This is a genomic window from Methanosarcina siciliae T4/M (assembly GCF_000970085.1).
Classification (GTDB): Archaea; Halobacteriota; Methanosarcinia; order Methanosarcinales; family Methanosarcinaceae; genus Methanosarcina; species Methanosarcina siciliae.
Window position 1 is genome coordinate 1,855,721 of record NZ_CP009506.1, and the last position, 12,923, is coordinate 1,868,643.

Here is a 12,923-nt window from a genome sequence, read left to right on the forward strand (position 1 = left end):
TTACTTTCTAAGGATTATATATATACATATGTTTTATAATACAAAATAAATAATATATGCTGTAAAACTAAATCAGAAATCTGTTAAACTCTTTTACCTTAACTCCCATTTTTTGTAGGGAATATGTTGAATTTGAGAGTTTTATCTAATTCTCTTACTTTCTTAGGAACTTCAGTAATGATACTTTTTTCACCAAAGTTTATACTTTTCACTTTTCTAAACTTCAATAGGATATCAATGGGTGAGACCTTGTCATTTATCTCTGCTTTTTTAATTGCCTTCAACAATTTACAGTACGCATATAATGAAAGAAATGCCACAAACACATGCCCATAAACGCTCTCATCATCATGAAGATACAATTTGTCAGCGTCTAATGTTGTTTTGTATGCATCAAACAACTTTTCAATCGAGTCTCTTTTTTTGTAGAGTTCATACATCTCCTTTTTTCCTATGTCGTAATTGGAGATAATCAAGAACTTCCCCGCTCTATTTTGTTTTAAAGAGTACTCTTCATCGCTGATCTTCCCTTCCTCTCTCTTTCTGAAGATCGTCTTCTGTTCTTCAAGTCTTAGATCCAGGTCTTCATATAAATATAGGAACCTATTTCCTAACTTTCTTTTACCACATTTGATGAGTCTATCATGATAGATGAATTCTTCATTAAGGTGTATTCTTGTGTCATAATAGTGGCTGTTCCTTTTTGTTGGTAACACAAATTTGATATGTTTTTCTTCTAAGCAGTTAAGGATGTTCTCTGAGAAAAAACCACGATCAAGAAGAAGTATCTTATCGCTGATATCCAACTCTTCTATTGTTTTGTATAATGTCTTTATGTCCTTCACACTGCCTGGAACTGATTTGATCATAGTAGGCATTTCACTATCAAGACCACAAAGAAGGGCAAAGTTGATTTGGGGAACTTGAATACAGTCTTTGTTGTAGCCTTTTTCAGCCTGTAGAATATTCATAGATCGAGAGAAACAGGAACTTAAGTCATAGACGAGTTGAGTGTCTGCATTTTTGAGATGATTGAATAGCTCATTCTGCCCAAACCTATCACAGCCTACTTCCCTTAACACTTTTGAAAGATTGGATGGATTAAGATTTGGTTTTATACCTTCAAGATTATAGAGATCTTCCCAAGTATCTTTAATTCGTTTGAGGGGGACATATCCATTTACACGAACAATTGACATTGCATAGAGTTCTTCCCAATATTCCGGAAAATTTTTCATGAGAAAAGGTTTGAGCTCTCCCATCATATTATGTAAAATCATTGAATTTCCATAGGCAGTGACAGAGTGAGGCACAGGTATCACATTAGTTTTAGGTTTCTCACCTTTAGGTATAAAGCCGTAATCTTTGTCGAGTCTACCAATGTAAACTGAAACTTTACGACCCTTCTTAATTTTTTTGTCATATTTACTCGTAGAGCGATAAACATAATGACAAGCGCCTCGAACTTTGATTTCAAGACATTTTTCTCCAGCTTTACGCTGATCTTCAAGCCAGCATCTTGCCCAGGGTTCCATAATCCCTATTATGTAGGGAATATAGACATATATAAGTTTCGATTTGAAATCGTTCTACTGATATTAAAAATGAGAAAAAATAAGCAAATTAGAGGATATAGTCCCTATAAATAGGCAGAGTTAAGGTCTTTTAGTGGCACACGTGGGGATTGGATATGAAAAATAAAGCTCGGACAATATGTGTAGTCCTTTTAATTTTTATTGCACTGGGGACAGTTGCCTTGGCTGGAACGGAAACTCAGCTCACACAGGATGAGCGATTAACACAGCGCACGGCAATTTATGGAAACTATGTTTTCTGGATAGAGAGTGCCGGGAATGATGTACATGCTTACGACCTGACTACCGGAAACCGAGCGGATATTACCGGAAATTCGGCAGGAGGTAAAATTAATGCATACGGAGATAAGGTGGTATGGACCGGGGACGGGGAATCCGTTTATATGTACAACATTTCTACAGGTAATAAAACCATGATAGCAGACGGACGGCGTGTCGCTGATATTTACGGAAACTACATAGTCTATACCAATAACTATTATTATAATCAGGATCAGGAGAATGATGGGATTTATCTTTACGACCTGGAGACTCAGAATGAAACCAAAATCGCTGCAGTTTACAGCTTTCCTGCCATATACGGTAACAGAGTAGTGTGGTCGCAGGAGAATAACAGCAGTGCTTATGATATCTACTTATATAACCTATCCACTCAAGAAACAGGCAAAATAGCAACTACAAATAGATCAGAGCCCGAATCCGAACTCGAGATCTTCGGAAATGTCGTGGTATGGACAGAATCAGACAACGTGTACATGCATGATATTGCTGCCAATAAAACAACTCCGGTAACAAGCAACGGAAATTCATACCAGCCTGCAATCTACGGGAACCGGATCGTATATACGATAGGCAATCCTTATATTGGGGGCAATAAAGACATCTACATGTATGAGATACCTGCTGCCAGGACAACCCGCATAACTAACAGTACTTTTGCATTCAATCCGTCCGTCTACGGCGATAAAATAGTATATGCAGATTGTCGCAATAATCCGGAATTTTGTGAAGCAAGGGATATTTATCTGTATGATCTCTCAAACACATCGAATAGTCTCGTCGCAAATTTCACCGACAATGTTAGTAAGGGAACTGCCCCTTTGAACGTCTCTTTTTCTGACACCAGTACGGGAACACCGGATACGTGGTACTGGGATTTCGGGGATGGCGAGATTTCAAACGAACAGAACCCGGTTCATACATATGTATCAGCAGGAAACTATACAGCCTGTCTGACCGTAAACAACGCAAACGGTACGGATTCGAAGTTAGTTACAATAAGTGTAAAATAAGTACGACACAAGTGATAAAAAATATAATATATGTAATATATATGTAATAAAAAGGAATTCCAGCGGTAGAAGGAGTGGAGAAAGCAGTCACAGAAAATTGGTGGTGATGCCTTTGGCTCCTGACAGATGGGCAGGTTCACCTTCATTAATTCATTTTTAACATATGTCTTTTTTCTATCCTTCTGCCAGTGTTTTAGAAATCTGTTCTCCGTATGATGGTTACGGCATGACAAAAGCAAGGAACACCACACTCTACGGAACAGGGTTTTTATACACGGAAAGAATCAAAACTCAGGAGCACTTGTAACTATGAGTCCTTAATGCACTATTACGAGTCCTGTATGTTTAACTACAGGTCTCAGTGCTACTCATGCTGGTCAATGCTTCTACTGATGCTTATTACAAATCCCGGCGCTTAACCAGGAGTCTTATCCATTCTCCAGAGGCCTGCGAGGCAGGCTTTCTGATGTATGTAACCAAATACAATTTAAAACGTCTATTGAGGAATACTGATGAACGAGCCAATAAAAACAATAAGGGAAACAAAACCCCTGATTCATCACATCACCAACTGGGTAACTATTTACGACTGCGCCAATATGACAAGGGCTTTCGGCGCGCTTCCAGTAATGGCACATGCCCCTGAAGAATGTGCTGACATGACAAAGATCTCGTCGGCTCTTGTACTTAATATCGGAACCCTGACATCCGAAATCATAGATTCCATGCTGCTTTCCGCTGCCGCTGCAAACGAAAGGGATATCCCGGTGGTACTCGATGTAGTCGGCGTAGGGGCTACGAAATTCAGGGACGAAATGGCTGCAAAAATCCTGTCTTCGGTCCATATTGACATCATCAAAGGCAATTACTCCGAAATTGCAAAACTTGCAGGCGAAAAAGCTGAAACAAAAGGCGTAGAAGCAACCTCAATTAATGCCGACCCTGCAAAAGTTGCAAAAGCATTCGCAAAAGCAGAATCCTGTGTTGTGGTAATGACAGGAAAAGAAGACATAATAAGTGACGGAAACAGGACCTTTATCGTAAAAAACGGGCACGAACTGATGGGGTCAATTGTAGGGACCGGCTGCATGGCTGCCTCCATAATCGGTTTATTTGCTTCGGTCAATCGGGACTACTGTGATGCCGCCAAAGATGCCTTATGCTACTTCGGAGTCTCAGGAGAACTGGCAGCTGCAAAATCCGGCGGACCCGGAAGTTTCAAGGTTCACCTCTATGACGAAGTGTTCAACCTGTCCGATGAGAAAGTAAAAAGTATGAAGAATGTCGAAGAAAAATGAATCTAGAAAAGGAACTTCCCCCGATTTGTTGAATCGGCCTGGATACTATTCAGGCGCCCTTCAAGTGCCTCCCTGCCAGTGACCCATCCAGTAAATCCTGAACGGAATCTCCCTATTATTTAGTTATGTGTCCAGGCAACCGGACCCCCTGTCTTTGAAGAAATGGAGACATAAATATCAGACACTGAAAAGCCGATTGTTATAATATTAACAATTTACCGGCTGGGTTCTAATTATTCTTAAAACACTCATGATGAATGGGCTGAAGTATTATGAACCAGAAAAACTCCGATCCGAAAAATCCTCCCCGAAAAATTTCCCTTCTAAAAGAGATCGACTTTTACCTTGTAACCGACTCCGGACTCTCAAAGAAAGGGACTTTATCCGATGTAAGAGAAGCAGTTGACGCAGGCTGCAAGATTGTGCAGTACCGGGAGAAAAACAAGAGCACAAAAGAAATGGTTGACGAAGCATCCGAAATTAAGAGAATCTGCAGAGACAGAGCAATATTCCTTGTAAATGACCGGATTGACGTTGCTCTGGCAGTCGATGCGGACGGAGTTCACATAGGCCAGGATGACATGCCGATTGAAATCGCAAAAAAACTCCTGGGTCCGGAAAAGATTATCGGCCTCACCGTTCACAACGTAGAGGAAGCAGTCAAAGCCGAGGAAAGTGGTGCTGATTATATTGGATTGGGCTCCATCTTCGATACCTCAACAAAAAAAGATGCCGGAAAGGGGATCGGTCCTGCCAGCATAAGGGAAGTAAAAAACGCGATAAAAATTCCGGTCGTCGCCATTGGCGGAATAAACAAGGAAAACTGCATACCTGTGGTTGAAAACGGAGCTGACAGCCTTGTTGCAATTTCTGCAGTCGTTTGCAGCGACGATGTAAAAAGGGAAACCAGAGAGTTTATTGAGATTATTCGTCATATAAAAAACTCAGGCCGAAAATAATCAGCCGGTTAATATACTACCGGGCCTCGGGAACTTGAACCTTTCCTTTTTCCTTACCCATGCCGTACAGGGATGGAGCCGGCCTGTTAGCAGAGAAATACCTTTTTTTGGCCCCCAAGGCCATTTCTCCAGAAGATAGAACGTCTCCGTCAGTTTGTCTGGCGGCCCTTCACAAAAGTAGAATAACTAGAATTCCGGGCTGCCTCTACTTTCTTTTCCTCTTTTTTAGCGTTCTCATCGTTTTTTTGGGAAAGACCGCTCTCCTGCATCTCTTTATTTTACCATTATTTTAAGTAAGTCTTCTTTGAGCATGGATTACTTTTTCCCATAGGCGTCTGCTTGAGAGTAACGAAACAGACCTCGTGCTGTTGCGATTACATCGCAACTCCCAGAAAATCTCCGATTTCCTGTGATCCCGAAGCGAAACTCGGGCGGGAAATGAACGACATGATAAAGTGAATAAGGTTGTAACGGTAGTAGAAATTGTAATTTCAAACCTCATGGCAGGCTTAACGGAAAGCCTGCCGGCTGTCCCGATCCCATTTCCATGGCTCGTCAAGGATATTGACAGTAACGTTTTCTATTCCTTTAATGCTCATTACTTTTCTCTTTACCTGAGTTTTAAAGTATTCTATCATGGGGCAGGAACTCGATGTCAATACAAGATCTACATCTACATTTTTCCCGTCCACTATAACTTCCTTGACAAAACCCAGGTTGATGATATCTACTCCAACTGCAGGATCGATCACATCTTTTAGCAGGGAATAAATCTGCTCATCTTTTTTGGGGAGGCTCTCTGAGCCTATAAAGGACAATGGCACGGGCGTGGTTGATGCTTTTTCATGGGCCTGGAACCGTTCCTCTAACCTGCTCATGCGGTCAAGCACCTGACTTATTACGGTAAGCACGGGGTCTGGTAACTTATTGTGATCCAGCTGCTCTGAGGGTACGGACGACTGTGGCGTTCCTGCAATCCTGGCAGGGACTCCGACTACGGTGGCTTCGGGTGGGACTGACCGAACCACAACCGAACCAGCACCTACTTTTGCCCCTCTTCCTACCGTAATTGGTCCGAGTACAATTGCACCTGAGCCGAGAACAGCATTATTTTCAATAGTGGGGTGTCGCTTTTTCTTCTCAAGGGCAGTCCCTCCGAGCACGACTCCCATGTATATGAGGACGTCATCCCCTACTTCGGCAGTTTCTCCGATTACCACTCCTGACCCGTGGTCAATAAATACCCGATTCCCGAGCTTTGCTCCAGGATGTATTTCAATACCCGTGAGCGCCCTTGAGAGATGAGATGTCAAACGGGCAAGAAAAAAGAGGTCTTTGTTCCAGAGCGAGTGGGCTATCCGGTGCATCCAGATAGCATGCAGGCCCGGATAGCAGCAGAGCACTTCGAGTGTTGACCTTGCAGCTGGGTCTTTTTCAAAAACTGTTTTTATATCTTCCCTGATTCCCATTTGAATCTTCCAGTATGGTTGAAAGTAGATCAGTCAAATAGTTCAGTCAAACAGATCCGTGCTCAGATAACGCTCTCCAGTGTCCGGCAGGATGACAACAATCGTCTTTCCGCTCATGTCTTTCCTGGATGCTACCTGCAGGGCTGCGTATGTGGCTGCTCCTGAAGATATGCCTGCAAGAATGCCTTCTTCTCTGGCCAACCTTCTAGCCATGTTAATGGCCTTATCTGAAGGGACTTTGATAATTTCGTCGATAAGGCCGAGTTCGAGGACATCCGGGATAAAACCCGCACCTATTCCCTGGATCCTGTGCGGGCCAGGGCTTCCGCCGCTGAGTACGGGAGATTCGGCAGGTTCGACCGCAATCGCCCCGAATCCGGGTTTCCTTTTCTTGAGGACTCCGGCAATACCTGTGATTGTCCCTCCTGTCCCCACGCCTGCTACGAGAACATCCGCTTTCCCATCCGTATCTCTCCAGATCTCCTCGGAAGTTGTCCTGCGGTGGACCTCAGGGTTTGCAGGGTTCTGAAATTGCTGTGGCATATAGTAAAGATCGGGGTCCTCTGCAGCTATCTGTTCTGCTTTATTGACTGCCCCTTTCATTCCTTCGGAGCCCGGAGTCAGGACTAGTTCTGCGCCCAGAGCTTTCAGCAGCTTTCTTCGTTCTATGCTCATCGTCTCAGGCATAACAAGGATGAGTTTATAGCCACGGGCAGCACACACCCCTGCAAGGGCGATTCCGGTGTTCCCGCTTGTGGCTTCAACAATTGTGGTGCCTTTTTTGATTTTTCCTTCACGTTCGGATTCTTCAAGCATTGCCAGTCCGATTCTGTCCTTTACGCTCCCCATCGGGTTAAAGGACTCCACCTTAACCAGCACATCCGCATGCAGACCTTCAGTGATGTGGTTTAAGCGGACAAGCGGTGTGTTCCCGATTGTCCGGGTTATGTCCGAGTATATTTGACCCATCTCTTTCACCGTTTCGTTTCTCATTTTCCTGAAATCTGCTTTTCTCCGCAGTTTATTCCGACCTGAATTGATCCTGACAATAACCTGATTAAGGAGTATACAGGAAAAATTCACAATTGTGAATTATATATGATCTTGGATATAAAGTTATCGAGCAGGCTGTGTAAGGCAATTAACTGAAAGGAAGAAAGGAGTAGTGTCCTCAAATTATTGAACAGGAACTCTAAACGTTAATAGTTCCTTTAAACTCCATATGTGATCAGTTATTCCCTCTTCCATTGCTGGAGTCCTTTGGAACCATTTTCTGTTTCCAGAGTTTATTCCTAATCTTAGAGGCTTATGAGGTTTTATGAAGTTATACCATGCCCGGAATAAATCAAACGCTTTCGTATGCATCATTGAGTTCGAAAAATATTGTTCTTCTGGTTTCACTAAAACAACGTTTACAGGTTTTACATTTAAGCAGAATGTGATTGTTTTTACCATATCTCTTTAAGGACTATATTTCCTTGATTTTTAATTCCATGATCAATGCAGTCTTATATACGTAAATTTCAAGTATGACTTTATTCAGTTATCACGTTATTGTTTTTCTCTACCTGAAAAAATGCCGGAAATGATCTTTGATGAAGAAAAGTAATAATAAACCCATAATTAGACCTCTTGAGCGAGCAAAGCGAGCGAAAAGGACCTCATGCTCCCGAAGTGAAATTCGGGCGGTGCAACAAATACATTAATAATGAGTTATGACTATTCACCTACGTTTCAGCTTCATTCTCATAATTACGTTTAATTTACCCCCGAATTAAGGTGAATTTATGTCTTTAGCAAATCTCAGAACACATTATACAGCCGACGTCAAACCTGAAAAAGTTGATAACGGCCAGAAAATTACCCTTGCAGGCTGGGTCTATGAGGTCAGAGACCTCGGAGGGATCTGTTTCGTTGTTCTCAGGGACAGGGAAGGAAAGGCTCAGGTTACACTTGTAAAGAAAAAAATTGACAAAGAACTCTTCGATGCAGCAAGAAGGCTAGTCCGAGAGTCCGTGATTTCCGTAACCGGTTCTGTCAAGTTTGAAGAAAAAGCTCCGAACGGCTACGAACTGCTTCCTGAAGAGATCAAGGTCCTGAACGTTTCAGGTTCTCCCCTTCCGATGGACACGACCGGAAAAGTAGAAGCCGAACTGGACACAAGGCTTGACTCCCGTTTCATTGACCTGAGAAGAGCCGAGACGACTGCGGTTTTTAAGATAAGGCACGAGTCTCTCCAGGCGATCAGGGAATATTTTGTCAAGAATAACTTTATTGAGACCGCAACCCCCAAGGTCGTTGCTACCGCAACCGAAGGCGGAACTGCCCTTTTCCCTATCACTTATTTTGACAGGGAAGCTTTCCTTAACCAGAGCCCCCAGCTCTTCAAACAAATCCTCATGGGCGGCGGTTTTGACAGGGTCTTTGAAATCGGGCCCATCTTCAGGGCAGAGGAACACGATACCCGCAGGCACTTAAACGAAGCCACTTCTATCGATGTGGAAGTCAGTTTTGCCGACCACTTTGATGTAATGGAAATTCTGGAAAACCTGGTTGCTTATGTCTATACCCGGGTAATTGAGAACTGCAAAGCCTCCCTTGAAATACTCGGGGTTGAGTTGAAGGTTCCGAAGACTCCTTTCCTGAAACTTACCTATGACGAGGTAATTGAGATCGTAAACAGCCGCTGTGAAGAAAAAATGCACTGGGGAGATGACCTTGGTACCCTCGGTGAACACACGGTCGGAAATTATGTCTACGAAACAACAGGCGAATCCCACTACTTTATCATCGACTGGCCAACAGAGATCAAACCTTTCTATGCCATGCCTTATGAGGACAGGCCTGAGTTCAGCAAGTCCTTTGACATGATGCACCGCACAATGGAGCTTTCTTCGGGAGCCCAGCGGATTCACATTCCTGAGCTGCTCAAGAGCCGGATCGAGTCTCAGGGCCTGAATCCTGATGGTTTTGAGTTCTACCTTAAAGCCTTCGAATACGGAATGCCCCCTCATGCAGGCTGGGGAATGGGCTGTGAGCGTTTTATCATGACAATGCTCGGAACTGAAAACATCAGAGATACGGTACTCTTCCCGAGGGACAGGAGAAGACTTTCTCCCTGATCCTCCCATTTTTTCCTTTTAAGCTTGAAAGGACATCCTGTTTTTGAAAAATATTTTTTCCTTTTTTAGAGCTGAAAGGCGGAACATAACATGACGGAAAGAAATACTTCTACTGATTCCCCAGAAAAAAGGACAGCAGGAATTGCTGCAGCAGGACTTGTCAGCTCCGGGATGCTTGTAGGACTCGGGACAGGCTCAACCGTTGCATACACAATAAAGGAACTCGGGCGCAGGGTGAGGGAGGAAGGGCTCGATATCCTGGGAGTAGTTACCTCTTACCAGTCCGAGATGCTCGCAATAGAGGCCGGGATCAGGCTGACAACCCTTGCCCAGCACCCCGAACTGGACCTTGCCATTGACGGGGCTGACCAGATCGATTCCGAACTCCGTGCGATTAAAGGAGGAGGAGCGGCTCATACAAGAGAAAAAATAGTTTCTGTTTCTGCAAAACGGTTTGTGGTTATAGTCGACGAGTCGAAAACGAGCAAGCAGCTTGATAAACTCGTGCCTGTGGAAGTCCTGCCTTTTGCAAAAGAACCTGTGGTAAAAAAGATCCGGGAACTGGGCGGAAAACCCCAGCTCAGGTCTGCTGTAAAAAAAGACGGGCCTGTAATAACCGACAATGGAAATTTTGTCCTTGACGTCGAATTTGGAGTTATAAAAGAACCTGAGGCACTCGCCCTTCAACTATCTTCAATCCCGGGTGTAGTTGGGCATGGGATTTTTTGCAATGTGGACGAGCTTTACATAGGGAACAAGGACGGGTCTGTGAAGGTTATAACCCGGCAGAAATAAACAGGATTCCAAAAAATTAAAGCCAGGAGTTAAAGAGAGAAGGGTTTCCTGGAAGTGCTTCTTAGAAGTGCTTCCTGCAAACGTTTTCCTTCAGGTTCCTGTGGCAAGCAGGATACAGGTTACTGCCTTTTTCATCTCAAGCATAACAGGAAGCAGAACCAGTGTTCTTTTTGTAAAGCTGCAGGTCTTACCGGTATATTTTTATAGAAGTATTATCAGTAATTTCCTGATCAATTACAATTTGCAAGATTAACAAATCGTTCAAAACAGGGTTCTTGGGTCCGATACCTGAGAGCAAGCAGCCGCAAGCCGGATAATAATTCAAATTATCGATCATTTATCCTTCAATTCGTACTATAGATTTTCAGGAGGTTTTGTTCAAATGGATAAAGGTGGCCAGCCAGTCTTCATAATAGATCCGAATAAAGAACAAACAAAGGGAAGAGACGCACTAAGCATGAATATTGCAGCTGCAAAAGCAGTGGCAACCATAGTTAAGAGTACGCTTGGACCCCGGGGCATGGACAAGATGCTTGTGAATCCTCTGGGAGACATCACCATCACAAATGATGGTGCCACTATATTACATGACATGGACATCGAGCATCCTACAGCCAAGATGATTGTAGAAGTTGCCCAGTCTCTGGAAAGTTCTGCCGGGGACGGGACAACAAGCGCGGTCGTGTTCACAGGTGCCCTGCTGGAAAAAGCCGAGAACCTTATTGAAAAGGGAGTTCATCCTGCAGTTGTTGTCAAAGGGTACAGACTTGCAGCCGAGAAAGCTGTTGAGATGTTTGAGAACCTGGCAGTTTCCGCGGGCGAGGAAGACCGAAACCTGCTTGTAAAGACTGCAAGCACCTCTATCACTGGCAAGGCTTCCGAAAAATATAACCTTTTGATCGCAGAGCTCTGTGTGAGTGCAGTGCTTGCGATTCACGAGGGAGGGAAAGCCGACCTTAAACATGTCATCCTTACAAAAGATGTAGGTGGGCGTGTTGAGGATACGGAATTCGTAGAAGGAGTTGTAATCGATAAGGTTGCACTCGATAAGAGTTCCCCTCTAAAAATTGTAAATCCCAATATCGCGCTTATTGATACCCCTATGGAAACCGGAAAGACCGCAAACAAGGCAAAGCTGCAGATCAGTACCGTAAGCGAGATTGAAAATTTCGTGAAACAGGAAGATGCTTCCCTTTTTAAGATGGCGGATTACATTATCAGGGCAGGCGCAAATGCTGTCTTCTGCTCAAAAGGCATGGATGACAAGATTGCAGCTTACCTCCAGAGCAGGGGAATCTACGCAACCCGCAGGGTGAAAAACGACGATATGCAGCACCTTGCTGACGCTACTGGAGGAAGACCTGTCCGGAACATCAAGGAACTCACGGATAAAGAACTCGGGCATGCGGGGCTTCTTGAGCAGGACAGGGACGAAGACCAGGGCAAAACCTATCTCAGGGACTGCAGGGGTGCAAAATCGGTCTCAATCGTGCTGCGCGGCGGGACCGAGCATGTGGTGGACAATCTGGAACGTGCAATTGATGATGCCCTCAGAGTTGTGAAATGTGTGGTCGAAGACGGCAAAGTCGTTGCCGGAGGCGGGGCTTCGGAAATGGAAGTTGCACTCTCCATCCGTTCCTATGCTTCCAGCATAGGCGGGCGTGAACAGACGGCAATCACAGCTTTTGCCGAAGCTCTTGAAGAAATCCCAAGGACAATTGCAAGAAATGCAGGCCTGGATGCTATCGATTCCGTCCTCAACCTCCGTGCAAAGCATGCAGAAAACAAAAATGCCGGTTTAAACATTCAGACCGGTGCTGCTGAAGATATGCTTGAAAAGGGTGTTGTTGATCCCCTCAGGGTAAAGGTCAACGCTATCAAAGCAGGATCCGAAGCTGCAACAATGGTACTCCGCGTGGACAGTATGCTTCGTGCCCAGCGTGCCGATATGCAGGATGTCAAACCCGAGCATATGGCAAGTACCTACGACGGCATGTCAGCCCCTGCTCTTAATATGCACAGGTAAAACCTTAACCCTTTAGGTTTAACCATTTAATAGGATGAAATTTAAAATGAAGTAACCTGTTTATTGCAGGAAAAGTTGCAGATTATTTCTGCAGCTTCTTTTTTAAAAGAAGTGTTCTCACTTCTGGATTCTATTTCTTCATTAAAGGCGCCTCTTCCGTTTTTAGGAGGGAAAAAGATCCTGGATCGATACCGACCGCTGCAGCCCCTGAGGAGCTTCAAAGAACAAGCCGTTTTGTGACGGATATTAAAGCATATTGTGGTTTATTAAGGATTAAACAGCTACGTATTTTATTTTATAACATAAAATGTATAAATAAAAATTATTCATAAAAAGGTTTCTATTACTTCACCTTTTTTCAAATTTC

General features: G+C 43.9%; 10 protein-coding genes. 6 read left to right on the forward strand and 4 right to left on the reverse strand.

Annotation, left to right across the window (positions count from 1 at the left end; genetic code table 11):
- Positions 1–98: 98 nt before the first annotated feature.
- Positions 99–1,535 (reverse strand): transposase, encoded by a 1,437-nt coding sequence (locus MSSIT_RS07880; RefSeq protein WP_048171432.1) that lies wholly within the window; start codon positions 1,533–1,535, stop codon positions 99–101.
- A 155-nt stretch (positions 1,536–1,690) separates the two neighbouring features.
- On the opposite strand from MSSIT_RS07880, the gene MSSIT_RS07885 reads away from it, so the two are divergent.
- From MSSIT_RS07885 to thiE, 3 genes are all read left to right on the forward strand, one after another.
- Positions 1,691–2,887 (forward strand): PKD domain-containing protein, encoded by a 1,197-nt coding sequence (locus MSSIT_RS07885; RefSeq protein WP_048171434.1) that lies wholly within the window; start codon positions 1,691–1,693, stop codon positions 2,885–2,887.
- Positions 2,888–3,399: 512 nt separating this feature from the next.
- Positions 3,400–4,185: a hydroxyethylthiazole kinase gene (gene thiM / locus MSSIT_RS07890; RefSeq protein WP_048171435.1), complete on the forward strand. Its 786-nt coding sequence runs from the start codon at positions 3,400–3,402 to the stop codon at positions 4,183–4,185.
- Positions 4,186–4,457: 272 nt separating this feature from the next.
- Positions 4,458–5,144, forward strand: coding sequence for a thiamine phosphate synthase (gene thiE, locus MSSIT_RS07895; RefSeq protein WP_052721572.1), 687 nt, complete (start codon positions 4,458–4,460; stop codon positions 5,142–5,144).
- A 509-nt stretch (positions 5,145–5,653) separates the two neighbouring features.
- Here the strand turns inward: thiE and cysE are convergent.
- The 3 genes from cysE to MSSIT_RS07910 all read right to left on the reverse strand — a co-directional run bounded on the left by cysE (position 5,654) and on the right by MSSIT_RS07910 (position 8,068).
- A complete protein-coding gene (gene cysE / locus MSSIT_RS07900; protein ID WP_048171437.1) occupies positions 5,654–6,613 on the reverse strand; it encodes a serine O-acetyltransferase in 960 nt (319 codons plus the stop codon).
- A 42-nt stretch (positions 6,614–6,655) separates the two neighbouring features.
- The gene (gene cysK, locus MSSIT_RS07905; protein WP_048174602.1) at positions 6,656–7,582 is read right to left on the reverse strand and encodes a cysteine synthase A; all 927 of its coding nucleotides are present in this window, start codon (positions 7,580–7,582) and stop codon (positions 6,656–6,658) included.
- 207 nt (positions 7,583–7,789) lie between these two features.
- On the reverse strand, positions 7,790–8,068 hold the full coding sequence (locus MSSIT_RS07910) for a hypothetical protein (RefSeq protein ID WP_148705171.1): 279 nt from the start codon (positions 8,066–8,068) through the stop codon (positions 7,790–7,792).
- 332 nt (positions 8,069–8,400) lie between these two features.
- On the opposite strand from MSSIT_RS07910, the gene aspS reads away from it, so the two are divergent.
- The 3 genes from aspS (at position 8,401) to thsA (ending at position 12,556) form a co-directional block, all read left to right on the forward strand.
- The gene (gene aspS, locus MSSIT_RS07915) at positions 8,401–9,735 is read left to right on the forward strand and encodes an aspartate--tRNA(Asn) ligase (protein ID WP_048171439.1); all 1,335 of its coding nucleotides are present in this window, start codon (positions 8,401–8,403) and stop codon (positions 9,733–9,735) included.
- A 90-nt stretch (positions 9,736–9,825) separates the two neighbouring features.
- Positions 9,826–10,530 carry a ribose 5-phosphate isomerase A gene (gene rpiA, locus MSSIT_RS07920; protein ID WP_048171440.1) on the forward strand — a complete coding sequence of 235 codons (705 nt, stop codon included), beginning with the start codon at positions 9,826–9,828 and terminating at the stop codon, positions 10,528–10,530.
- Positions 10,531–10,912: 382 nt separating this feature from the next.
- Complete coding sequence (thsA, locus tag MSSIT_RS07930; protein WP_048171445.1) at positions 10,913–12,556, forward strand: thermosome subunit alpha; 1,644 nt, start codon at positions 10,913–10,915, stop codon at positions 12,554–12,556.
- Positions 12,557–12,923: the final 367 nt, after the last annotated feature.

Excerpts from the sequence above, each read along its gene's own strand:
- MSSIT_RS07880 (WP_048171432.1), bottom strand. The coding sequence starts at position 1,535 with ATGGAACCCTGGGCAAGATGCTGGCTTGAAGATCAGCGTAAAGCTGGA.
- MSSIT_RS07885 (WP_048171434.1), top strand. The coding sequence starts at position 1,691 with ATGAAAAATAAAGCTCGGACAATATGTGTAGTCCTTTTAATTTTTATT.
- thiM (WP_048171435.1), top strand. The coding sequence starts at position 3,400 with ATGAACGAGCCAATAAAAACAATAAGGGAAACAAAACCCCTGATTCAT.
- thiE (WP_052721572.1), top strand. The coding sequence starts at position 4,458 with ATGAACCAGAAAAACTCCGATCCGAAAAATCCTCCCCGAAAAATTTCC.
- cysE (WP_048171437.1), bottom strand. The coding sequence starts at position 6,613 with ATGGGAATCAGGGAAGATATAAAAACAGTTTTTGAAAAAGACCCAGCT.
- cysK (WP_048174602.1), bottom strand. The coding sequence starts at position 7,582 with ATGGGTCAAATATACTCGGACATAACCCGGACAATCGGGAACACACCG.
- MSSIT_RS07910 (WP_148705171.1), bottom strand. The coding sequence starts at position 8,068 with ATGGTAAAAACAATCACATTCTGCTTAAATGTAAAACCTGTAAACGTT.
- aspS (WP_048171439.1), top strand. The coding sequence starts at position 8,401 with ATGTCTTTAGCAAATCTCAGAACACATTATACAGCCGACGTCAAACCT.
- rpiA (WP_048171440.1), top strand. The coding sequence starts at position 9,826 with ATGACGGAAAGAAATACTTCTACTGATTCCCCAGAAAAAAGGACAGCA.
- thsA (WP_048171445.1), top strand. The coding sequence starts at position 10,913 with ATGGATAAAGGTGGCCAGCCAGTCTTCATAATAGATCCGAATAAAGAA.